The organism is Rhodococcus sp. KBS0724, from assembly GCF_005938745.2.
GTDB lineage: Bacteria > Actinomycetota > Actinomycetes > Mycobacteriales > Mycobacteriaceae > Rhodococcus_F.
This window is the reverse complement of the sequence record NZ_VCBX02000001.1, coordinates 1028223-1051500: the sequence shown is the minus strand read 5'-3', so window position 1 is coordinate 1051500 and position 23278 is coordinate 1028223. Positions and strand designations below refer to the sequence as shown.

Here is a 23278-nt window from a genome sequence, read left to right as displayed (position 1 = left end):
CACCCCGCTGAGTCGACGACCGATCCGCTGCCCTTGATGTCGAAACTCGCCGAGGCCATCGACCGGCTGACCGGCCACCGCCAGGCAACGCTGGACACGGTCACGTCAGCACCTGCGCCTCTACAACCTATCGACCTGACCGACGACGCAGTGGTCGCCGAAGTCCTCGACCTGGCAGTTCGGGTCGGCGAGGTCCTCCTCGCGTCGGGGACCGCGGCGATGGACACCGCCGAACAGGTTCAGTTCATCGCAGCAACCTACGGTTTGGCTCAGTGCGATGTCGATGTCACGTACAACTCGATTGTTCTGTCCGCGTATCGAGGACCGACCCGCCCGCCGGCCAGCACGATGCGCATCGTTCACTACCGCTCGATGGACTTCACCCGCCTCGCCGCGGTGGACCGTCTGACGCGACGCATCAGACGCGAAGCCATCACCCCGAATCAGGCCCACGACGCACTGACGGCGATCACGACCGCGCCCCATCCCTACAGCCGCTGGACCGCAACATTGGCGTGGTCCGCGATGGCCGCGTCGGTGTCCGTACTCCTCGGCGGCGGACTCCTGGTTGCTACGGTGTCGTTCCTGACGACGATGGTGATCGACCGAGTCAACCGGGTACTCAACCGCTTCGGATTGCCGTTCTTCTTCCAGCAGGTGATGGGCGGCTTGATCGCCGCTGCCCCCGCCGCGACGCTGTACACCTTTCAGGAACAGTTGGGGATCAGCATCAGACCGTCGCTGATCATCGCGGCCGGGGTGGTGGTTCTGCTCTCGGGGCTGTCGTTGGTCGGCTCGGTGCAGGACGCCATCATGGGCGCGCCTATCACCGCAGTGGCGCGTTTCTTCGAAGTCGTGATGATGACGGGCGGCATCATCGCCGGCGTCGCGATCTCGCTGCGCGTCACCGGCATGTTGGGCTCTACCTTGCCGCCGATCAACGTCGAAGCCTCCCCGATCACCCAGCTTCCCGTACTGATGCTCTCCGGTGCATTCGCCTCGGTGTTCTACGCACTTGCCTGCTATGCGGAACGGCGAGCGTTGACAGCCGCGTTCCTCGGCGGCGCGGCGGGCAGCGGCGTCTCGATCTACGTGCAGTCGCTCGACGTCGGGCCTGTCATCGCGGCGGCAATCGCGGCGACGGTCGTCGGCCTCGCCGGTGGTTTGATGGCGCGCCGGGCGCTGACTCCGCCGCTTGTCGTAGCGGTCGCCGGCATTACGCCGCTGCTTCCCGGTCTCTCGCTGTACAAGGGGCTCTATTCGCTGCTCAACGATCAGGTTCTGGTCGGGCTGACGGCACTGTTGTCGGCGTTCGGTATCGGCTGCGCGTTGGCCGCGGGTGTCACCCTCGGCGAGTGGGTAGCCCGGACGCTACGACGCCCCAGGATTCTCATGCGCGTGGACTCACTACGTCGTCCCTTGGTCCGAAAGCGGAAACGCCGCACACCGGCAGCGAGTAGATAGAAACACGAAAAGCTGGGCACCTAAGTCGGTGCCCAGCTTTGTCGATGTTTTCAGGAACGAATCAGCTCTCGGAGCTGCGTCCTGCTGCAGCCTGATCTGCTTCCATCGCCTCGCGCAGACTCTTGGGACGCATGTCGGTCCAGTTCTTCTCCACGTATTCGAGGCACGCTGCTCGGCTCTCTTCGCCGAACACAACACGCCAGCCCGCAGGGACCTCGGAGAACGTGGGCCACAGCGAATGCTGGTCCTCGTCGTTCACCAACACGTAGAAGCGTCCGTCTTCGTCATCGAAAGGATTAGTGCTCATCTCGCCTCACTTGTTACGTACGTTTCTTGTGCGCTCAGACTAGCAAGCGCTCCGGTTGTCTTCTGGTTGCTCAGAACGGACGCCAAAATCTCGCCGGCACGTACCGCGACGTTCGACAACAGCGACGACGTCAGTCCGTGTGTCCGTTCCGTACCCCCCTGGAGGTAGATACCGCCCGTCACGTCATCCGTTACAGCCATACGATAGTCCCGACTCACGCTACGCGGAACAGACGAATCAGACACGAGTTCGCCCAACAACGTATCCAACGGTGCCGGGGTGAAGCCGGTAGCGAGGACCAGCGCGTCACACTCGAGCGTCTCGGTGAATCCGTCGAGATTGCTTCGGACAGTCAGTTCGATGCCGGATTCGGATTCGGTGGCACTCGTGATCTCCGACGCCTTGTGCATGAACAATCGGCGCGGCCCGCGAACCATTTCCTGGTACTCGGTGGCATAGAGGCTGTTGATCAATTCGATGTCGACAACCGAGTAATTGGTGCTGCGGTGCAGAGCCAGAATCCGCTCCCGCTCGGTGGCAGTTGCACCATGCAGAGCGTCGACGGCGTCCGGATCGAAGATGCGGTTGGCATACGGGCTGTCGTCGGCCGGACTGTATCCGTAGCGCGAGAAGACACTGTGTACTTCTGCGTTGGGATAGTGGGAATGCAGGTAGTCGACGATCTCGGCAGCACTCTGACCCGCGCCGAGAACAGCAAACCGGTTGTGGACGGGTTCCGGCATCGCGTCGAGATGAAACAGGAATTGATGGTTGTGGAAGCAACGGGAGGACCGCTGAGCCCAGTCCGGTATCCGCTCCACCAGGCCGGCAGCGACCACGACGTTTCGAGCGCTGACCACGCTCCCGTCGGCTAACCGAACGTCGAATCGGTCGACAATGCCGTCGGCGTTTCGATTTCCGTCGACCGCCTCGACCGTGGTTCCGAAACTCACGTCTGCGTCAACCCGGCGCGCGGCCCAGCACAGGTAATCGTTGAACTCGTGGCGCGTCGGGAAGAAGGTCTGGTGATTGACAAAATCGACGAGACGCCCGTGCTCGTGAAGGTAGGAGAAGAAGCTGTATCCGCTCTGAGGATTGCGGAACGTCACCAGATCCTTGGGAAACGCAATCTGCATCGTGGCTCCGTCGAGCAGCATTCCCGGATGCCAGGCGAACTCGTCCTGCTTCTCGAAGAATTGTGCAGTGACACGATCAACGGCTGCACAGTTTGCGTTGTGTTCCTCGATCGCAATTGCCAAAGCGAGGTTGGCGGGGCCGAACCCGATTCCGACAATATCGACAGTGCGAGGTGCAGCACTGACGTCACTCGGTGATTCGCTCATACAGGTCGTCCATCCCCGACATCACGACCAGGCGGCCGATCATCGATCCCAAGTCAGAAGCAAAGGCTATCCTTAATTAGGTGAGGGTATCAACATGGAGACCCATCGCATAGCGCTTGCTCCCCTACCGCGGTGCGACGCACGTCATAGTTTGCCGGCCAAGACGCGAATCACCTGCTCAGCGCTGTTCCCACGGACCGAATTCGAGCAGGATATCTATCGCAAGGCCGTCACCTTGGGCGCGCACCACATGCTCGAGCGCATACACGCGGAAGCTTTCGGCAGCTCGTGCAAGATCGGAAATACCCGGCAAAATTTCCGGCTCGGGCGGGCCGCCGACTCCGCGGTGATAGTTCTCGATCGAATGCCCGAGATACATCACTCGCCCACCCGGCGAGACCCACTCGGCGGCGCGGCGCAGAGTATCGACAAGCTGACCGAGCGGTAGATGCAGGAAGCTCACCAGAACCAGGTCGACCTGAGTTTCTGCATTCCACGACGTCGCATCACCGACCTGCCAATTGACGACATTGCCCACGTCAGCGGCCCGCGCACGGTCGATTGCCACCGACGAGTAATCGACCCCGGTCACCGACCAGCCCTGCTCCGCCAACCAGCGGGCATGACGTCCGTCGCCGCACGCCAAGTCGACGGCAGTCCCGGGTTCCAGGTCAGCCACACGCGTAGCCACCGTCCCGGCCGGGTCGATCCCCCACGGCTGCGTCACTGCTCGGTATCGCTCGTCCCAATCCGATGCGTCCATGCGCTTCTCCTACTCTTCCGCCGGCAACACGATTCATGTACCCGACATCACTGTTTACCAGATACCCCTAGGGGTATGCTGAGCTGTAGACGACAAAGGAGAACTCCCATGGATATCGCCCTTGGCACCAAGGTCAGCGGAACATTCGACGACGTCGTGGCCCGCACTCGCGAGGCCCTCTCGACACAAGGTTTCGGCATCCTCACCGAAATCGACATGCAGGCAACCCTCAAGGCCAAACTCGGCGAAGACATGGAGAAGTACCTGATCCTGGGTGCCTGCAACCCGCAGCTCGCGCACCGCGCCGTTGGGGTCGATCGCCAAATCGGTCTACTGCTGCCGTGCAATGTCGTGGTTCGCGAAGACACGTCAGCCGAAGATTCGTTTTACGTCGAGGCCATGAATCCGGATGTGATGGTGCAGGTTTCCGACGAAAGCGGACTCGAAGCGGTCGCGACCGAGGCGGCTGCCAAACTAAGGGCCGCCATCAGCGCACTCTGAGGCTTCGATCGTGAAGGATTCTGTTCGCTGAGCGAGCATAATCCTTCACGATCGGCCACCATGCCAGTACAACCATTCGAGAAAGGGCCACGATGACCGGCGACGAAGAGAGCATTGCGCTCGTACTGAACAGACTGCGCCGCGCTCATGGCCAACTCGCCGGAGTGATCACGATGATCGAGAGCGGCCGTGACTGCAAGGACGTGGTCACCCAACTTGCCGCTGTCTCAAAGGCACTCGACCGGGCCGGCTTCAAGATCGTCGCCTCCGGCCTGCGTGAATGCATGACCGGCGCCGAAGGTAAGGACCCTCTTACCGAAGCCGAACTCGAGAAACTGTTCCTCGCCCTGGCCTGAGCGGATTATCCGGCCAGGAAGTCGATCAGCACCTTGTTCACGGCGTCCGGCCGTTCGAGGTAGCCGTAGTGGCCGGTATCCGGAATCTCTTCGTACGTCGCCGTAGCGATGCAGTCCGCAACCTCGCGGGAAAGGAAGGGCGGAATCATCCGGTCATCGGCGAAGGCAACGGACAGGCAGGGACGCATGATCCCCCGGTACTCGCTGCGGCGATCGAACGAACGGTCCATGTTCAACTGAGCCCGCACACCGGGTGCTGTTGTGCCACCTGAGAATTCGAATATGTCCAGCCAGTCCCGGGCTCCGCGTTCGTCCGCCAAGGTAGTGGGCGACAGGTTCATCACCGCTGTCACTGCTGCTCGATACTTTGCGGGCAATTCCACGCCACTGTCGACCAACTCACGCTCCCCCTCGGACAGCGTCTGCTGGAAGTGATCCATCCGGGCATGGCCGGCGAGGAAGACTGCCTTGCGGACCAGGTCCGGACGGGCCAATGTGAGTTCCTGAGCCACTCGGGCACCCATCGACGTTCCGATCACGTACGCGGGGCCGCCACCGAGATGTTCGATCAATCCTGCGGTGTCGGCGACCATGTCGGGCATCGTGATACCGCTGACGCTCTCACCGGACGGCGCGATTCCACGGTTGTCGAACGTGCAGACGCGGTACCCGGCCGCAACCAGTGCCGGGGTCTGGTGCAGATCCCACACTCGTCCAGGACTTCCGGTTCCCATGATGAGCACCACCAGATCCCCATCACCTTTGACCTGGTAATTGATCGGGATTCCGTTGATAGTGGCGACCGTCATAGCTGCCTTCCTCCTCGTGTTCTGCCGCAGTGCTTCTCAGCCTGATTTCGGGTTGACCGAAGCTCCCCCGCTTGCGGCAACACTATCGCGTCTCACGACCTTCCCATGCTGCCCACAGGTGCGCGTACCGCCCGCCGGCAGCCACCAGATCGAGGTGCGGCCCCTCCTCCACGATCCGTCCGTGCTCGAGAACGATCACCCGGTCCGCTGCCGCCGCTTGGGTAAGCCTATGGGCGACAACAAGAGTGGTTCGCCCGGCCGTCGCCGCATCGGCAGCTGCCTCCAGTTCGCGGGCACCAGCACTCCCGGCCTCCGCCGTCGCCTCGTCCAGTACCGCGAGCGCCGGGTCTGCCAAAACCAGCCGGGCCAATGCCAATTGTTGTGCCTGCGACGCCGTCATCTCGTGGCCACCTTCGCCGACAACGGTTGCAAGACCGTCGCTCAAGGCCGCCACCCACGGCGACGCTCCGACGGTCTTGAGCGCCGACATCACAACTTCGTCGGACGCCTCGGGTGCGGCGAGGCGCAGGTCCTCGATCAGGGGGCCGGCAAATACGTGCACTTCCTGACTGACAATGCCGATGTGGCGTCGTAGATCGGCGAGGCCGGCCAACGCAACACCACCGATCAGCACGCTTCCCGACGTCGGTGCCCACGATCCGGCAGCGATCGCCGCGACCGTCGACTTACCGGCTCCGGTCGAGCCGACCAGTGCCACCCGCTCCCCCGCGGCCAGCGTGAGGCTGACGCCGTGGAGAACCTCGCGGCCGTCGTAGCTGTGCCGGATGTCCCGCAATGTCAGTGATCGATCCTGGGGTTCAGCCACCTCGATTGTGGTGCGGTGGGGTTCCGGAATGTCCACAACACCGACCAGTCGTGCCAGGCTCGCGCCCGCCGACTGCACTTCGTCGAAGGTGTAGAGAAGCGAACCGATCGGATTGAACAACCGGTGGAACAGCAGTGCTGCTGTTGTGGTCTGGCCGACGGTCACGATGTCGTCGCGCACGAGCAGGAACCCGACAACAAGGATCATGGACAGGCCCACGAACTCTGCCCGGTTCCCGCGCCCGGCGAACCTGGTGAACAGGCCGAACACTCCCACCGCCAGATCGCGGGCCTTCGCCGACGCGTCGTCGATCCGTCTCAGATGCTCTTTCTCCAGGCTGTAAGCCCGCACTGTCCGCACACCTTGAACACTGCTGATCAATGCCTGCGACCGTGCACCCATCGCCACGCGCTCAGCCGCATAGATCGGCGCCGATCGCGGCAGATACCACTTCAGCGCCATCGCGTACATCGGCAGCGCCACCAAACCGGCCAGACCCAGGCGCCAGTCCAGTCCGAGCATGGTCACCATGCTGAGCGCGACCAGAAGAACGGCCCCGATCAGGTTCGGAATCACCTCGGAGACGGCCTTGGCGATGACGGCGACGTCATCGCCGACGCGAGAAAGCAGATCGCCCTTGCCGACCTTCTCCAGCGTCGGGACTGGCAACCGCAACGCTCGATCGACGGTTCGCTCGCGTAGATCCGCGAGGATCGTCTCACCCAGCTTCTTGACCAGATACGACGCGAATCCCGTGAACACACCGCCGATAACGGCCGCCGACGCGATGATCGCCACCACCGTCAGAATTGTCGACGTGGGGGCACCCTCACGAACCCGGTCGACCAGGACACCGAAGACGTAGATCGGTACCAACGCCATTGCGGCCGCTGCGGCGGACACGGCAACAACAAGAAAACTGTGCAGCTTTCGCTGTGCCAGCTCCGACTTCAACCACTGCCAGGTTTCGCGGCCGCCCGCGATCGGCAACAGTTCGCGAGTCTCTGTCTCGGTCATCGCAGAACCGCCCCTCGATAGTCGGTGTCGTGGTGTGCGAGTTCGGCGTGAGTCCCCTGCGCCGTTACTACTCCCTGATCCAGAACGACCACACGATCCGTTGCCGCCAGCAATGCCGGACTGCTCGTGATCAGGACGGTGGTGTGCAGACCTGTTCCGCTGTGTCGCAATTCCGCGATGCCCGCCGCGATCGACGCCTCCGTCACGGCGTCCACCGCGGTTGTCGGATCGTGCAGCACCAGCACGGGCGCCTTCGTCAGCAACGCGCGTGCCAGCGCGACCCGCTGCCGTTGACCGCCGGACAGGCTGGCTCCGCGGTCGGTGACCTCGAGGTCGAGTCCGTCGGGATGGGAGTCGACGACGTCGGCGGCGGCAGAGGCAGCCAGCGCCTGCCCCAGATCCGCGGACTGTGTATCGCCCACGCCCGCCTCGAGATTGGAGCCCAGCGACCCCCCGAACAGATCGGTCAGGTGCGGTTCCACGAGCACGGTGCGCCGCGCCAGCGCCAAGTCCATGTCCTGCAGCGAGATTCCGCCGATCCGAACAGAACCTCCGTACTCGTGTGCACCCGGTTGCCCAGACAAAACCGTGGCAAGCGCCTCGGCGTCCTGCGGTTGATACGCCACGACGCCCAACAGTTCGCCCGCGTCGCAGTGCAGATCGACGCCATTCAACGAACGGAATTGCAGCCCTTCGAGAGTCAGATCGTAGCTCGGTGTCTCGGTAACCGACCCCGGTGTCAGGATCGGATCGGCGTCGAGCACCAAGGCCAGCCGATCGGACGACGCGCGAGCAACCGCAAAATATCCGGGGAGAGAGGCAAGGAGACCGAGGGGTTCGAGAAAGAACTGCGCCAGGCCGACCACGGTGATCAACTCTCCCACCGTGATTCGGCCCTGCAATGCGAAGTAGCCGGCGCAACCGGCGATCCCCACGGCAAGCAACGCGCTGACCGTCGCCGACACACCGGTGTAGATCGCGGTGGCCTTTGCCGTGTGTACCGCAGATGTGAGGGCTTCGCGGCTTGCACCGCGATAGCGATCGGACGCCGCCTTCTCCGCGCCGATACCCCGGAGCGGCCGCAGTCCACTCACCAAGTCCGTCGCCATTGCCGACGCACGGGCGATCGACGCCTGCTTCCCGGTCGCGCGGGACGTGATGAGCGGCGCGGACAGTTGCAGTAGTCCGAGAATGACCGGGGTGCCGATCAACACCGCCAGCCCCAACGTGAGGTCGATCCACAGCAACGCGATGGCCGACGCCACCGCGGCAGTCAGCGCTGCTGCTGCCCGCGGCACGACGTCGGCTATCCACGACGCCTGTTCCGCGTCGGACGTCGACACTGTGAGCAGTTCGCCGGATCGGAGGTCCGTGCGCACGCCCCTCGGGTCGAGAACGCGGTGCGCCACCTCGAGGCGCAATCGGTGCGCCTCCTGCTGCATCGCTGTCACGATGAACCGCGCGCCTAGTCTCCAGGCAGCGGTGAGGACGAGAAACAGCGCTCCGAGCACACAGATCGACACAACGATCGCGGTGGTGTCCGAAGTCTCGATTGCTCGATCGATAATCACACCGATCGAAATCGGCACCGCGGTTTCGGCGAGCTGATGCAGGCACACCAGGACGGTACCGATGGCCAGCGGTCCCCGGTTTCGCACCAGAACCCGTCGCAAGATCGCTGCACCGCTGTGTTTACCTGTGTCTGATTCACCTGAATCTACGATGTCACTCGCGGAGGTCGAACTCATGGAACTCCAAGCATTGATAGGAACAGGAACGTCGGGCACACACAGAAGTAAGTCGACCCTAATACATGAGCAACTAGCGTTGACGTGCCCAGTTCTCATAGAGTCGCTGTAAGAACCATTGCTTGCGCCGTGCAGGCAAGCACGAGAGGAACATGATGTCTGAGAAGACGACCGTCGAAGCCGAAGTCGAGATCCCGGACGAGGAAATCGAAACCGTAGCCGAGGAAACCGCCCGCATGGCTCAGCGCGTTGTCGCTGCCTACGCGGAAGACGCCGACGAGTGCAGGATGCTGCTCTCGATGCTCGGTATCAGCCCCGTCAGCAAAGTCGACTGAATCTCGATCGAGTCTTTCACTATTCCCCAACGAGAAGGAACCACGTGTCTGTCAGTCCGGAATCGGCCAGCTCAATCCCCTCTGACGACGCAGGTGCCCCTTCCCCGCAGGAAACTGTGTCCGGGCAGGCCGAGTTCGTCGTAGTAGCGAACCGCCTGCCCGTCGACCTCGAGCGACTGCCAGACGGCACCACCAGGTGGAAGCGCAGTCCCGGTGGTTTGGTCACCGCTCTCGAACCGATCCTGCGCAGCAAGCAAGGCGCGTGGGTCGGCTGGGCCGGTGTTGCCGACGCCGACATGGACCCCATCGTCGAAGACGGACTAGAGCTGTACCCGGTACCGCTCAGCGCCACCGAGATCAACGAGTACTACGAAGGTTTCTCCAACGCGACGCTGTGGCCGCTCTATCACGACGTCATCGTCAAGCCCGAGTACCACCGCGAATGGTGGAACGCGTACGTCGAGGTCAACCGCCGCTTCGCCGAAGCCACCGCCAAGGCCGCGGCCCACGGCGCGACGGTCTGGATCCAGGACTACCAACTCCAGCTCGTACCGAAGATGCTGCGCATGCTGCGCCCCGACCTCACCATCGGATTCTTCCTGCACATTCCGTTCCCCCCGGTCGAACTGTTCATGCAGATGCCGTGGCGAACCGAGATCATCGAAGGCCTCCTCGGCGCCGACCTCATCGGTTTCCACCTGCCCGGCGGCGCACAGAACTTCCTCTTCCTCGCCAGGCGGCTTGCGGGACAACAAACTTCACGCGGCAACGTCGGGGTCCGTTCCAAACTCGGTGTTGTGCAAGTGGGTTTCCGCACCGTCCGTGTCGGCGCCTTCCCCATCTCCATCGACTCCGGCAAGCTCGACGAACGGTCACGCTCCAAGGCAATTCGCGACCGCGCCAAGCAGATTCGCAAAGAGATCGGCAACCCCAAGAAAATCATGCTCGGCGTCGACCGCCTCGATTACACCAAGGGCATCGACGTTCGGTTGAACGCACTGCACGAACTACTCATCGACGGACGGATAGATCCCGCCGATACCGTCATGATCCAGTTGGCAACTCCCAGCCGCGAGCGCGTCGAAAGCTACGTCCAGATGCGCGGTGACATCGAGCAGATGGTCTCCCGCATCAACGGCGAGTTCAGTGAAGTCGGCCGCCCTGTTGTCCACTACATCCACCGACCGGTCGACCGCGACGAACTCATTGCATTTTTTGTTGCCGCCGACCTCATGTTGGTCACCCCACTTCGCGACGGCATGAACCTGGTTGCCAAGGAATACGTAGCGTGCCGCAGCGACCTGGGCGGTGCTCTACTCCTCAGCGAATTCACCGGCGCGGCAGCAGAATTGCGTCAGGCATTCCTGTGCAACCCCCATGACCTCGACGACGTCAAGGATTCCATGGTGGAAGCGCTGAACCAGCCGAAGGAAGACGGACGACGCCACATGCGCGCCCTGCGCCGTCAGGTGCTCACTCACGACGTAGACCGTTGGGCTCGCTCGTTCCTCGACGCTCTTGCACACGGCGGCGCTGCGGGGCCGGCACTGATCGCACCGGGCGAGAACCACGAAATCGACGACAACAACAACAACTGAGTACGCCGGCATAAAACAACCCGGCCGAGGGGACTCCCTCGGCCGGGTTGTTTTATGTCGAGCAGGTGTCGATCAGAACGGTTGAACGCTACTCACCAGCCAGCGACCATCCTGCTTCTCGAGTCCCATCTTGACTCGACTGCCACTGGCGACCGCCTCGGGTGAATCCTTCGACGTCGTGATCTGATTGAGGAAGAGCATTGTGGTCGCGGTATCCGGTGCGGCATCGAGAATCGCGGCACCTTGGACAACAACCTGGACGGTCAGCGCCTTCTCCTGTGCACCGGGAATGATCACCGACTCGATCAACTCAGTGAACTGATTCTCGAAATCACCGGTCAATCCTTCTGTTGCCGAGTGCAATTGCTGATCGACGTTGTTGTAGTCGTACTGGAACATCGCGACTGCCTGGTCCGAGGACACTTGCACCACTTCGTCCCTGGTGTTGTCCGTTGCGGCCAGATCCCTGGTTCCGTCCGGACCGAAGTAGAGATACGCCGAGAGTCCTGCCAGCGCAATGGCGAGCGCACTGATCACACAGAGGACTATGACCAGTGGTGACACCCGTGCGGACGTAGTAGTTGTTTGCTGGGTCATGGCACAAACTCCACATTCGAGGCAAGGAGTTGCCCGTCGGTATCGCACATGGTGATTCGCAGGCGATAGTTGCGTTCCTCCGGCTCGGGTTGCTCCGCGTTCTTCTGCATTGCACGCACCGCGACGAGCGACGTTCCACAGTCACCGTCGATCTTTTCGAGTCCGGCTTCGAGAATCTCGCCGTCGGTCTGGACACCTACCTGCCCGAGAACGTCGACAAACGAATCCTTACGCCCGTCGAGTTGTGATTGAAATTCCTCGGTGGTGCCGGCCAGGAACTTGTCGAGATCGGCGCCTGCCGTCTCCGAGTGCAGAGTGGTCAGGTTGAGCGCTGTGGTCCGAGCACCGGCGATGTATGCAGCCCGCTCTTCGTCAGCGCTGGAGGCCTTGCTGCGATCCACCAACAGCAGTACCGACACCGCTGCAAACGCCAGCGCGACAATGGATGCAAGAACTATCCCGCCGATCACCTTCCAAGACGCCGGTCGCTGTGCCGTCGGAGTTGAAGACTCGGAATCCGGTGTCACCGCCGCAGGTGCTTGCGGTTCTTCAGCAGGCTGCTTCGGCTCACTGACACTCGGTTCGGATTTGTTCAGTGCGACAAGTTGTTCAGCCGGTTTCTCACTGGGCACTGCCGTTTCACTGGGCACTGCCGTTTCACTGGGCACTACCGTTTCACTGGGCACTGCCGTTTCACTGGGCACTACCGTCGACGCTGCGTCTGTATCTGCGCCGGTCGGTCCGGCGCTGCGAGACGCCCGACGACGCACACGCTGCCCCGTCTTGGGTTCTTCTTCGTTCATCAACCTTGCTGACCCTTCATGAACTCTTCGAGACTGATGTCTCCGCCGGTACCGAGTTTCGGCTGCGAGTACGTCCTTCCATCGGGTCCTATGTACGTGCCTGTGATCGGATCGTACCGACGCGCGGTGACGCCCGGTTCCGACGCATAGGAACTGGGGGTCGCTGTGATCGGTTCCGGCGGTCCGGATTGCGGATTGGTACCAAGGGGCACATAGCCGGTCCGGCACTGCTCCACCGTCGCTGCGCGTCGGCCCGGGAATTCGGCGCACGGCAGATTGCGTGCTCCGCGCACGGCGATCGGCGAGTCCTGGGCGATGCGGCAGAACAGGTCGGACGGAGTTGCGATCAGCGATTCGTCTGCGGGACTGCGCCACTCCTCGGCCGGAAGGAAGCCCGTGGTGCACGGCGGCGGATCGTTGACTTCGAGATGGAAGTCGACCAGGGCGCCGTCCGCCGGGTTACCGGAGCCGGCGACCGTGACGAGCGCTGCCGACAACGGTGGGTAGATCACCAGGATCTGCTCGATTGCGTTGTTGTACAACACTCCGACCTCACCGACGGACACCAGGTTCGCCAGCAGGATCGGCAGTGTCGGCTGAAGATCCTGGAGAAGCGCATTGGCCTCGGACGCCGCTGCCGGGCCCTTCTGGATGATTGCCCTCAGATCCGGGTCACTTGCCCGCAGCTGATCCGTGAAGGTCACCAGATCGCTTGTCCACGAACGGATGGCGTCGCTGCTGACGATCTGGGTGTCGAGGAGCGGTCCGGCCTGCTCGATCAGCGTCTTGGTGGCATCGGAGTTGTTGTTCGCTTCTTCTACGAACAGCCGAGCGGAGTCGATCAACTTCTGCAAATCCGGTCCCGCACCGTTGAAGGCTTTGAACGATTCGTCGATGACAGTCTTGAGCTTCGTGTCGGAGATACTCTGCAGCAACAAATCTGCCTGATCCAGTAGCGCTCCGACGTCTTGTGGAACGGAACTCCGATCAACCGGAATGACGGAGCCGTCCTCCAAGTGCCCGGATGCGACGATCGCACCGGAGGAGTCGGTGTGCGGAATCAGATCGACAAACTGCTCGCCGATCGCGGACACACTCTTGACTACCGCGTCGACGTCAGCCGGAATCTCGACACTGCTGTCCATGGACAACTGGGCGTTCACACCGGTTTGCGACAACTCGACGGCCTTGACGACGCCGACACTCTGGCCGCGGTAGGTCACGTTGGAGTTCTTGTACAGCCCACCGGTGGAAGGTAATTCGACGGTGATGGCGTAGCGTCCGATCCCGATCATCGCCGGAACCCGCACGTACTGCGTTGCCATCACGACCAGACCGATGACGGTGAGTACCGCAAAGATGACCAACTGGATGCGGACGAACTTTGTGAGCATCATGGTGCTGGTGCCCCCTGAGGAAGTCCTGGAATGGTGATCGGCGGAAGTCCCGGGATCGTTATGGTGTTCGGGTCTGGAGCGGGCGCCTCTGCCGCCGGAGCCGGAGCGGCGGCCGGTCGCAGTGGATCACTCAACGGGTTGCCTGCCTGCCCGCCCAGTCCGGCTTGCGTGCCGAGAACACCTTCCGGGCCGGCCAAGGATCCGGCAAGCGGTGTACCGGTGAGGAAGTTCGCGTCGAGTCGCGGCAGTGTCACGTCGATGGTCATTGCCAGGTTGGCGTAATCGCCTCGGATGACGTTGTTGATTCCGTTCTGCGGGAACGGGAATGTGAGCAGGACGCCGAGCACCTGGGTCAGCGCGTTGCCGGAATCGGCAAGTGCTTTCAGAGTTGGGGACAGCGACCGGACGTTGGTGGCAAAATCGTCACCGCTTTCGTTGATGACGCGGCTCGCCACCTCACTGAGACCACCCAGGGACGTCAACGCGTTGGTGATGTCCTGGCGTTGTGCCACCAGGATGTCCAGTGCCGGCGGAATTTCGTCAAGCGCTTTGTTCAGCGTGTCGCGTTGCGCCTCGACGGTGTACGACAGCCGGTCGATTCCTTCCATCGCCGAAATGATGTCTCCGCGTTGCTTGTCCAGGCTTCCGACGAGCTGATCGAGTTGCGGGAGCAGATCGCGGACAGCATCCTCTCGCCCGACAAGTGCCGCATTCAATTCCGTGGTGATGTCCTGTATCTGGGCGAGTCCGCCACCGTTCAACACAACGGACAGCGAAGACAGTGTCTGTTCCGTGGTCGGGTAGGCACCCGCTCGTTCGAGGGGAATGACGTCCCCGGCTTCGAGGCGCCCTTCCGGTTCCTCTTCCACCGGCGGCGCCAACTCGATGTGCTGAGATCCGAGCAGGCTGGTCTGCCCGATCTTCGCGGTGGCGTTGGCGGGCAACTGAACCTCGGGGTTGAGCGAGACCGTCACCAGAGCATGCCAGCCCTGGACCTCGATGTTGGAGACGCTCCCCACGGCCACGTCGTCCACCCGAACGGGTGAGTTCTGCGACAGCGTCGTCACATTGGGCATTTCGATCTGAACCTCGTACGAGCCCTCGCCTCGCCCTTGGGTGCCTGGCATGGGCACGGAGTTCAGCCCGTTCCATTCGCAACCGCTGGCGCCGAGAGCAACGCCGACGGTCAGTGCCACCACTACCGCTTTACCTCTGGCGCGCATCAGTTGCCTCCCCCCATGTTGAAGAGCTCGGTGAGGTCCTTGGGTACAGAGGGCATCGGTACACCATCGAGCGGACCGGCTGCAGCCTGCGGGCTGGACGCGGCTTTGCCCTGATTTGCCGCTGCTTCCAAACCTGGTTCGGTGTAGACGATCTGGTCCGGGAAGGCTTGAACTCCGGAGACCGGGTTGAACAAGAATCCCGGATAGTTCGCGATCAGCGTGCTGAGTACTGGGCCGAGGTACTCCTTGCAGAGGTCGGCGCTTCTCTGGGCGTCCCCGGTGTCGATGGCTTCGATGGAACCGCAAATCCACTGAATCGGATTCTTGACGTTGCTGAGTGCGATTGCACCGGTCATGCTCCCCTGTGCGGGCTTGTAGATCTGGTAGAAGTTGGCCAGCGACGTCGGGCCGGAGTGGAGTACCTGTTCGATCTCCGGACGCTTGTCGGTCAGCACCTGCGTTGCGTCCGCCAGACGCGCCACCGATTCACTCAGTCCTGCCTGATTGTCGTTGACAAACCGCTGGACATCTCCCACCGCGAGATCGAGATCGCTCAGGGCGGTACCCAATTCGTCGGAACTGCTGGCGAGCACACTACTGACTGACGCGAGGTTGCCGCTGAACTGCACGATCTGCTCGTTACTCGAGGACAGCGCGGTGACAAACGCCTGCAGGTTCCGGATAGTCGAGAAAAGATCCGTCCGTCCCTCCGAGAGCGTATGCATCGTGTCGGACAACTCACGCAACGTCTTTCGGATGGAATCTCCGTTGCCTTCGAGGTTGTCACCGAGCGTATTGATGAAGCGCCCCAATGAGCCTTCGTCGTCCACGCCTTCCGGGCCCAGTGCCTCCGACAGTTTGGCTAGCTCGGTTTTGATCTCGTCCCATTCGACCGGGACCGCGGTGCGTTCGATCGGAATCACGCCGCCGTTGGGCATCTGGTCACCACCGGAGTACACCGGGGTCAACTGAACGAATCGTGCGGACACGAGGCTCTGGGCGATTATGAGCGCCTTTGCGTCTGCGGGAATATCAACGCCGGAGTCGATCTTCATCTCGACGTAGGTGTCCTGATCTCGAGGCTCGATCTTCGTGACCTTGCCGACGTTGACGCCCAGAACTCGGACGACGTCGCCTTCGTACAGTCCCGTCGTGGAGACGAAGTGGGCGGAGACCTTGGTCTTGCCCAGGCCAGGAATCAGAAGGTAGGCCGCAGCGGCGACGAGCAGGAGCACCAGTGCCGCGGCGCCGATCAGTACCCACTTCTTACGCGAACCGGTGGAGGCTGTTGTGTCGGTCATTCTCCTGGCCCCCTGGTCGTCGGCGGAATCCCGGGAAAGAAGTCCTCGAGATCCGACGGAAGTTGTTCGGGATCAACACTGCTGTCCACCAGTGTTTTCCACCAGTTGCTGGGAAGAATGTTGATGATGAAAGCGTCGAAGAACGGTCCGCTTGCCACGGTCTCACCGAGTGCCGTGATGTACGGACCGAGACCGTCGAGCGCGCCGGAGATATTGTCCTTGTTGTTCTGGAGAACCTCGGCTACAGAATTCAGCTTCTCCAGGGTGGGGCCCATTTGAGCCTCATTCTCCAACACCAACGCCGAGAGCTGACGCGACACCGCCGAAGTATTGACGATCAGCTCACTGATCGCATCGCGGCGCAAGCTCAGTTCACCGAACAGCTTGTTTCCGTCCACCAGTAGCGAGTCGATCTGTCCGCTACGGTCCGCAAGAATCTTGGTGACGTCCTCGGCGCGAGAGAGCAATTGGAGCAAACTCTCGTCCCGCGCGTTGATGCTCTGTGAGAGGCGAGTCATGCCGTCGAGCGCTCCCCGCAATTCAGGCGGGGTGTCGGCCAACGTATCCGAGATCGCATTGAGAGAGTCGTTGATCTGCGCTGTGTCGAGTTCCGACACGGTAGTGCCCAGGTCCCCGAGAGCGTCGTTGAGCGAGTACGGAGAGTTGGTGCGTTCCAAGGGAATCGGCGTACCGGTCCGCAGAAGGCCTGGCCCCTCGGACCGAACTGCGAGCGACTTGCGGCCCAGCACGGTATTGGTCTTGATGTCGGCGGACGTCTGTTCGCCGAGCGCAATGCCGTCCTGGACGGTGAAGGTGACCAACACGCTTTGATCATCGAGTTCGACCTCGCTGACCTTGCCGACATTCACACCCGCCAATGTCACGTTGTCACCGGCAACCAAACCGCCGGCGTCGGCAAAATAGGCGGAGTGCCGGATTCCCCCGGACAGGAACTGCAGCTGATCGTATTGCAGTGCGGCGCCGACCGTCGCGACAGCCAGGACCAGACCGACGATGCCGATCTGTACGGGATTTCGTTCACGGGTAGGACTCATTCTGCCTTCGCGCACCTTCCCGTGGTCTGTACTGCCGTGGGCAGGATAATCGTGGTTCCGTCCGGGCCGGAGAATTTGAAGGTGTTGGCGCACAGATAGAACTGGAAGAAAGAACCGTAGGTTCCGACTCGGATGAGTTTCTGGTAGTCCGAGGGCAGACGCGCGAGAGCTGTGTTGATGTCTTCCTTGCCAAGATCGAGTTGTGTCATGGTGCGGTTGGTTTCACCGATCAGCGTCTGAATGTCGGGGCGAGTGGCTCCCAGCAGCGATGCGAGGTCCCCTGTTGCACCGGCGATCTCGGTGATCGAGTTGGCGATCGGGCCGCTGTCCTGCGCCAGCCCGCTGACCAACTGCTGGAGTTGGTCGATCGTGGTGGAGAACTGATCGCCTTTGTCGTTGATCGTGCCGAGGACGTCGTTGAGGTTGGTGATCACGTCGCCGATCAACTGATCACGATCCGCCAGGGTGTTGGTGAACGAATTGGTGTTTCCGAGAAGCGAAACCAGAGTTCCCCCCTGTCCTTGCAGTACCTGAAGCAGCGCTCCGGAAAGATCGTTGACCTGCTGAGGGTCAAGCGCACGCAGGAGCGGCTTGAAGCCGCCGAGCAGTAAATCCAGGTCCAGTGCCGGCGATGTCTGGTCGACCGGAATCGAACCACCGGACGACAAGGTCTCGGTCGACCCGGTGCCCTCGAGTAGCTCCATGTAGCGATCGCCGACCAGGTTCTCGTAGCGAACTGTTGCCTTGGTGCTCTTCATCAACGAGTACTGAGTATCGACGTCGAAGCTGACCTCGGCCTGGTTGGAGTCATCGATGGACACGCCTGTCACTGATCCGACCGGGACACCGGCGATCCGTACCTTGTCTCCGGATTTCAGTCCCGAGACATCGGCAAATGTGGCGTGAAATCCGTTGCTACTGCTGAATCGCACCTGACTGAACACGATGGCCAGACCGGCAAAGATCACCGACATGACGAGTGTGAAGATCAAGAGTTTTACCGTTGTCGGTCTCATCACTCCCGGTCCTGTTCGTAGGAGTCCCCGAAGAGGAACTGGAAGATCGTCGGAACTGTGACTTCGAATTCCGTGTTGGGCACGAACGGCACATTTCCGGTGTTGGTGACGGCAAACGGAGCTTTACCGTCGATCTTCGGATCAAAAGTGGGGAAGCCGTAACAATTCGGTCCGCCCGATGCTGCAACTTTGGGGAGCGATTCCGGATTTGTGTACGCCTTTGAACCCCACATAAAGCTCGCACTGAGCATCAGGGCGGCCTTGTCGCCCGTGCCGGCCATCGGCTCGAACTTGATACGGCCGTCGTTCAATCCGACGAGGAAGCAGGTCAGCCCGGGCGAGTATTCCTCGAGCAGCGTCGTGGTTGCCGTCAGGGTGTCCAGGGACGTGGTGAGGGCCTGCTCGTTGTCGGTCAGCAAGGCGTTACCGGTATTGGCGAGGCCCGTGATGTTGAGCAACAGCAGATCCAGATTGGCCTGCTCGGCCACGATCGAACCGCTTGTGGTGGTTGCATTGTCGAGGACGCGAAGGAGATCCGGCGCCACGTCCGCATACAGGTTGGTAACCGTGGACGCGCTGGCCAGATCCTCCTGCAGTTGCGGCAACGTGGGATTCATCTTCTTCAAGTAGGTATCGCCCAATTCGAGGACCTCGCCGAGTGATTCGCCGCGTCCGTTGAGTGCCGTCGAGATGGCTCCGAGTGTGGCATTCAGCTTTTCAGGCTCGACCTTGGCCAGCACCTCCGAAAGATGTTCGAAGACGCTGTTGAACTCGACGGTCACGCTGTCGGAGGCAATGACCGCACCTTCTTGAATCGGCTGACTCGACGGATTGTCCGGGATCACGATGTTGACGTATTTTGCGCCGAACACGGTGGTGGACTTGATCTCCACGCCGGCGTTGGACGGAATCTTCGACATCTGATCGGGGAACATCGCCAACTGCAGACTGGCTTGGTCACCGTCGAGTGAAATGGATTCGACGCTTCCCACCTGCACGCCGCGCAATTTCACCTTGGCGTCGGGTTCCATGACCAGGCCGGCGCGCGACGACGTCACCGTGATGGGGGTGCTTTTGGTGAATCCGCCCGAGAACATGGTGAGCGCAACGGCCACGATGGCCGCCAGTCCGAGGATCAAACCGGCCGCGGCAAGCTTCTTGTGCCAACTGGGAACTGTCATTCTTCCTCGCCCCCTTATCCCGACAGGTTGAAGTTGCCGGACCCACCGTAAATGGCGAGTGAGATGAGCAGCGTGACGGTGACTACCGCAATCAGCGAGGCGCGCACGGCATTACCGACAGCTACGCCGACGCCGACCGGGCCGCCAGTTGCATTGAAGCCGTAGTAGGTGTGGATCAACATGACGGCCAGGGCCATGACTATTGCTTGGGCAAACGACCACAGTATGTCCGTGGGTATCAGGAAGGTTGTGAAGTAGTGGTCGTACACACCACCGGACTGGTCGTAGAGGAACACCGTGGCGAACCGGCTGGCAATGAACGACGCAATCACCGCCAGTGAGTACAGCGGGATGATGGCGATCATGCCCGCCATGACACGGGTACTGACCAGATACGGGATGGATGGGATGGCCATGGTCTCGAGGGCGTCGATCTCCTCCGAGACGCGCATTGCTCCCAGTTGGGCGGTGGAGCCGGCACCGATGGTGGCGGCCAACCCGATTCCCGCAATGACAGGCGCTGCGATACGAACGTTGATGAAGGCCGCGAAGAATCCCGTCAGTGCTTCGACGCCGATGTTGCCGAGTGAGCTGTAGCCCTGCACTGCGATGGTGCCGCCGGTGAAGAGGGTCAGAAAGCCGACGATCACGACGGTGCCGCCGATAACGGCGAGCGCGCCCGTTCCCATGCTGATCTCGGCGATCAGCCGAAGCGTCTCACGCGGATAGCGCATCAAGGCTTTTGGCGCATGTCCGATCGCTTTCGCGAAGAACAGTGCCTGGTCGCCGATGCTGTCTACGCCGCGAGAGACCGATCGGATGCGCCGACGAGTTCGCGGGAAACGGCCTGCTGCTGCCAGTGCCATCAGTACGCCTCCCGTCCGTCGTGGTGTGTCCCGTCGTGGTGTGTCACAGTGCCCGTGCTTGCCGTGTGCCTCATCCGGCCGTCAACTTGATGCCGATGGTGGTGATGAGGACGTTGACGACAAACAACGCCATGAACGAGAAAACAACGGTCTGGTTGACGGCGTCGCCGACGCTCTTCGCCCCGCCCTTGACGTTGAGCCCGAGATACGAGGCGACAAGTCCCGCGATCATGCCGAAGAGTCCGGCTTTGACCATCGAGATCATCAGCTCGCCGAATCCGGTCAGCAGGGTGATGCCGTTGACAAATGCGCCGGGGTTGACGTCCTGGATGAAGACCGAGAACACAAACCCGCCGAGGATGCCGATGGTGACAACCAAGCCGTTGAGCAGCAGAGCCACTCCGGTGGACGCGAGTACTCGGGGAACAACCAGCCGCTGGATCGGGTTGATGCCGAGCACTCGCATGGCGTCGATTTCTTCGCGAATGGTGCGGGCGGAGAGGTCTGCACAGATTGCGGTGGCGCCGGCACCGGCCACGATCAGGACGGTAACGATGGGTCCGACCTGCGTGACGGTACCGAGCGCGGCTCCCGCGCCGCTGAGATCGGCGGCGCCGATTTCCCGAAGCAGGATGTTGATGGTGAAGCTGACGAGCACGGTGAACGGGATGGCGACCAGCACGGTGGGGACCATCGAGACCCTGGCTACGAACCAGGCCTGATCGATGAATTCCTGACGCTGGAAGGGACGAGAAAAGACTGCCCGCAAGGTTTCCGCTGACATCTGAAAGAAGCCACCGACCGCCCGTAATGGCACCTCGACGAGGTCTACCATCCGTCCTCCTCGTCTGTTGTTGCCGCAGCACTGTCTGTTTGCATGGTCCAGCCCCCGGCAGCTTGTGACTCAGGTCATATTAACTAGAACGTGTTCACCTGTCAAAAACGGGTACATATCACCGTGGATATCCCAATATGGCGGCTGGGAAACCGTCAATCGAACACGTCCTACATTGTCCGCCATTTGTGGAAAAATGATCGAATTATCGTGCAAATTAATACTTTTGGCGGATGCTGGATGTTTTCAGGAAGTCGCGGACAACCGGAAGATGCGCCCTGGTTGACGGTTCTACCACCCTGCCAACGACGTGCGAAATTGGAACACAGTCCAGTTTTTTGAAGACCAACAGTCTCATAACGGGACAAATCAGTCATTCGGACGTGCGACCATGCTCTTTCTACCAAAAATGACGACAACTACTGCGATATCTGTGAATTTGGGTTTCGTGTCGTGAGCAAGCCGGCAGCAACGTGCGTCAGCCCAGCTCCCGAAGCGCAGCGGAGGCCGAGAACATCGCGGCGGGATCCCGGTCGGCAAAGTAATCACCGATCGCAACGGACAACGACTCAGGTGACCAGGCCGTCCCGTCGGCATCGAACCGCCGCTCCACCACGGGCGCCGCCATCAGCGCAACCATCGGACCGTAGACGACAAAAACCTGACCGTTGATTGCGTCCGCCGCCGGCGAAGCCAGATAGGACACCAGCGACGCCACATGCTCGGGCGAGAGCGGGTCGATACCCTCTTCCGGTGCGTCACCGAAAACGCCCTCGGTCATCGACGTGCGCGCCCGTGGGCAGATGGCGTTGGCGCGCACTCCGTAGCGAGACAACCCGCGAGCGGCGGAGAGTGTCAGCGCAGTGATGCCGGCTTTGGCGGCGCCGTAATTCGGCTGGCCTTCCGGCCCAAGCAATCCCGCTTCCGACGACGTATTGACGATGCGCCCGTACACCGGCGCGCCGGCTTCCTTCGACTTTGCGCGCCAATACGCAGCAGCGTTGCGGCACAACAGAAAATGGCCACGCAAATGGACTTCGAGTACCAGATCCCAGTCCTCGTCCGACATGTTGAACAGCATCCGATCGCGGACGACGCCGGCGTTGTTGACCACGATGTCGACGCTGCCGAACTGGCCCTGAGCCTTCTCCATGAGCGCGTCCGCGGTGGACCGTTCGCCGACATTGCCGGCAACGAACTCAACCTTGGCGCCTAGTCCACGAATCTCTTCGAGAGTTGATTCGACGGCCTCGTTCGGCGCCAGATCGTTGACAACCACCGACGCTCCGGATTGTGCCAGGGCGATGGCCTCGAACTTTCCGAGTCCCGATCCGGCACCGGTCACGATGGCAACTTTGCCTTCGAGACTGGTGTTCCCGCTCTTCACAGCATTCATCGACGCGTTCTCCCAGTTCTGTGCGATCGTGAACCCGACCGTCTCGGCAGAGCCTGTCGAGCCTCACGACTTCGCAACTTTAGAACGTGTTCCTGTTTTGAGCAATAGTCCTTACGGATGTTCCGTCAACGCGGCGCGCGGGCACTGGGCGATCGCGGAGCGAACATCGTCCCACCGATCCGCGGGCGGACGCGCCGAACTGATCACCAACTCCTCGTTGTCGTCGAGGTCGAAAATATCGGGGGCGATACCGACGCAGACTCCATTGGCCTCGCAACGGTCCAAATCAACCCTGACCTCCATGGGTATTCCTCTTCTCTACTCACGCATTCGGGTGTCACAGACAGGTGGAGAAACGGGCATCGCAGGGCTGTGCGCGGCACCGTTCCTGCCATAACACTAGAACCTGTTCCAGTCGTGTGCAATGATTCGGAAAAGTAGCAGAAACGAGTGCCGGGATTCGCCCACCTGCGTGCCGCGCCCGGAAAATCTGCCTATAGAACCTGTGCCAGCTAGTCGATTTGTATCTCTACTTCGAGAG

Annotated in this window: 23 protein-coding genes; 5 read left to right on the top strand and 18 right to left on the bottom strand. The window is 61.4% G+C overall.

Features of this window, described 5'->3' with window-relative positions:
- Positions 1-36: 36 nt before the first annotated feature.
- Positions 37-1464: a threonine/serine exporter ThrE family protein gene (locus FFI94_RS04825; protein ID WP_138871988.1), complete on the top strand. Its 1428-nt coding sequence runs from the start codon at positions 37-39 to the stop codon at positions 1462-1464.
- A 61-nt stretch (positions 1465-1525) separates the two neighbouring features.
- Here FFI94_RS04825 and FFI94_RS04820 read toward each other — a convergent pair whose 3' ends face one another.
- The 3 genes from FFI94_RS04820 to FFI94_RS04810 all read right to left on the bottom strand — a co-directional run bounded on the left by FFI94_RS04820 (position 1526) and on the right by FFI94_RS04810 (position 3877).
- Positions 1526-1771, bottom strand: a complete 246-nt coding sequence (locus FFI94_RS04820) for an MbtH family protein (RefSeq protein WP_033232272.1) — start codon at positions 1769-1771, stop codon at positions 1526-1528.
- Positions 1768-3114, bottom strand: a complete 1347-nt coding sequence (locus FFI94_RS04815) for a lysine N(6)-hydroxylase/L-ornithine N(5)-oxygenase family protein (RefSeq protein WP_138871987.1) — start codon at positions 3112-3114, stop codon at positions 1768-1770. Before FFI94_RS04815 ends, FFI94_RS04820 begins: the two co-directional genes overlap by 4 nt.
- 178 nt (positions 3115-3292) lie before the next feature.
- Complete coding sequence (locus FFI94_RS04810) at positions 3293-3877, bottom strand: bifunctional 2-polyprenyl-6-hydroxyphenol methylase/3-demethylubiquinol 3-O-methyltransferase UbiG (RefSeq protein ID WP_138871986.1); 585 nt, start codon at positions 3875-3877, stop codon at positions 3293-3295.
- A gap of 108 nt (positions 3878-3985) precedes the next feature.
- Between FFI94_RS04810 and FFI94_RS04805 the strand changes: the two genes are divergently transcribed.
- Positions 3986-4378 carry a DUF302 domain-containing protein gene (locus FFI94_RS04805; protein WP_138871985.1) on the top strand — a complete coding sequence of 131 codons (393 nt, stop codon included), beginning with the start codon at positions 3986-3988 and terminating at the stop codon, positions 4376-4378.
- 92 nt (positions 4379-4470) lie between these two features.
- A complete protein-coding gene (locus tag FFI94_RS04800) occupies positions 4471-4734 on the top strand; it encodes a metal-sensitive transcriptional regulator (protein ID WP_033232278.1) in 264 nt (87 codons plus the stop codon).
- A gap of 5 nt (positions 4735-4739) precedes the next feature.
- Here the strand turns inward: FFI94_RS04800 and FFI94_RS04795 are convergent, their stop codons facing one another.
- The 3 genes from FFI94_RS04795 to FFI94_RS04785 form a co-directional block, all read right to left on the bottom strand.
- Entirely contained in the window at positions 4740-5543 is an 804-nt protein-coding gene (locus tag FFI94_RS04795; protein ID WP_138871984.1) for an alpha/beta fold hydrolase, read from the bottom strand.
- Positions 5544-5625: 82 nt separating this feature from the next.
- A complete protein-coding gene (locus tag FFI94_RS04790) occupies positions 5626-7386 on the bottom strand; it encodes an ABC transporter ATP-binding protein (RefSeq protein ID WP_138871983.1) in 1761 nt (586 codons plus the stop codon).
- Positions 7383-9134, bottom strand: coding sequence for an ABC transporter ATP-binding protein (locus FFI94_RS04785; RefSeq protein WP_138871982.1), 1752 nt, complete (start codon positions 9132-9134; stop codon positions 7383-7385). Before FFI94_RS04785 ends, FFI94_RS04790 begins: the two co-directional genes overlap by 4 nt.
- Before the next feature lie 155 nt (positions 9135-9289).
- Between FFI94_RS04785 and FFI94_RS04780 the strand changes: the two genes are divergently transcribed.
- The gene (locus FFI94_RS04780; RefSeq protein WP_378657295.1) at positions 9290-9469 is read left to right on the top strand and encodes a hypothetical protein; all 180 of its coding nucleotides are present in this window, start codon (positions 9290-9292) and stop codon (positions 9467-9469) included.
- A 74-nt stretch (positions 9470-9543) separates the two neighbouring features.
- Entirely contained in the window at positions 9544-11067 is a 1524-nt protein-coding gene (locus tag FFI94_RS04775) for a trehalose-6-phosphate synthase (RefSeq protein WP_138873599.1), read from the top strand.
- 72 nt (positions 11068-11139) lie between these two features.
- On the opposite strand, the gene FFI94_RS04770 is transcribed toward FFI94_RS04775, so the two are convergent.
- From FFI94_RS04770 to FFI94_RS04715, 12 genes are all read right to left on the bottom strand, one after another.
- On the bottom strand, positions 11140-11664 hold the full coding sequence (locus FFI94_RS04770) for a twin-arginine translocation pathway signal (protein WP_138871980.1): 525 nt from the start codon (positions 11662-11664) through the stop codon (positions 11140-11142).
- Positions 11661-12467 (bottom strand): hypothetical protein, encoded by an 807-nt coding sequence (locus FFI94_RS04765; RefSeq protein ID WP_138871979.1) that lies wholly within the window; start codon positions 12465-12467, stop codon positions 11661-11663. Before FFI94_RS04765 ends, FFI94_RS04770 begins: the two co-directional genes overlap by 4 nt.
- The gene (locus FFI94_RS04760) at positions 12467-13864 is read right to left on the bottom strand and encodes an MCE family protein (protein WP_138871978.1); all 1398 of its coding nucleotides are present in this window, start codon (positions 13862-13864) and stop codon (positions 12467-12469) included. Before FFI94_RS04760 ends, FFI94_RS04765 begins: the two co-directional genes overlap by 1 nt.
- Positions 13861-15087, bottom strand: a complete 1227-nt coding sequence (locus FFI94_RS04755) for an MCE family protein (protein WP_138871977.1) — start codon at positions 15085-15087, stop codon at positions 13861-13863. The genes FFI94_RS04760 and FFI94_RS04755 overlap by 4 nt, the downstream gene beginning before the upstream one ends.
- A complete protein-coding gene (locus FFI94_RS04750; RefSeq protein ID WP_138871976.1) occupies positions 15087-16388 on the bottom strand; it encodes an MCE family protein in 1302 nt (433 codons plus the stop codon). The genes FFI94_RS04755 and FFI94_RS04750 overlap by 1 nt, the downstream gene beginning before the upstream one ends.
- Positions 16385-17443 (bottom strand): MCE family protein, encoded by a 1059-nt coding sequence (locus FFI94_RS04745; protein ID WP_138871975.1) that lies wholly within the window; start codon positions 17441-17443, stop codon positions 16385-16387. The genes FFI94_RS04750 and FFI94_RS04745 overlap by 4 nt, the downstream gene beginning before the upstream one ends.
- Complete coding sequence (locus FFI94_RS04740) at positions 17440-18459, bottom strand: MCE family protein (RefSeq protein WP_138873598.1); 1020 nt, start codon at positions 18457-18459, stop codon at positions 17440-17442. Before FFI94_RS04740 ends, FFI94_RS04745 begins: the two co-directional genes overlap by 4 nt.
- Positions 18459-19640 carry an MCE family protein gene (locus FFI94_RS04735; protein ID WP_138871974.1) on the bottom strand — a complete coding sequence of 394 codons (1182 nt, stop codon included), beginning with the start codon at positions 19638-19640 and terminating at the stop codon, positions 18459-18461. Before FFI94_RS04735 ends, FFI94_RS04740 begins: the two co-directional genes overlap by 1 nt.
- Positions 19641-19654: 14 nt before the next feature.
- Positions 19655-20506 carry an ABC transporter permease gene (locus tag FFI94_RS04730; protein WP_092806314.1) on the bottom strand — a complete coding sequence of 284 codons (852 nt, stop codon included), beginning with the start codon at positions 20504-20506 and terminating at the stop codon, positions 19655-19657.
- A 70-nt stretch (positions 20507-20576) separates the two neighbouring features.
- A complete protein-coding gene (locus FFI94_RS04725) occupies positions 20577-21341 on the bottom strand; it encodes an ABC transporter permease (protein WP_138871973.1) in 765 nt (254 codons plus the stop codon).
- Positions 21342-21819: 478 nt separating this feature from the next.
- Positions 21820-22737: a 3-oxoacyl-ACP reductase gene (locus FFI94_RS04720; protein WP_138871972.1), complete on the bottom strand. Its 918-nt coding sequence runs from the start codon at positions 22735-22737 to the stop codon at positions 21820-21822.
- Positions 22738-22848: 111 nt separating this feature from the next.
- Positions 22849-23040 carry a ferredoxin gene (locus tag FFI94_RS04715; protein WP_138871971.1) on the bottom strand — a complete coding sequence of 64 codons (192 nt, stop codon included), beginning with the start codon at positions 23038-23040 and terminating at the stop codon, positions 22849-22851.
- Positions 23041-23278: the final 238 nt, after the last annotated feature.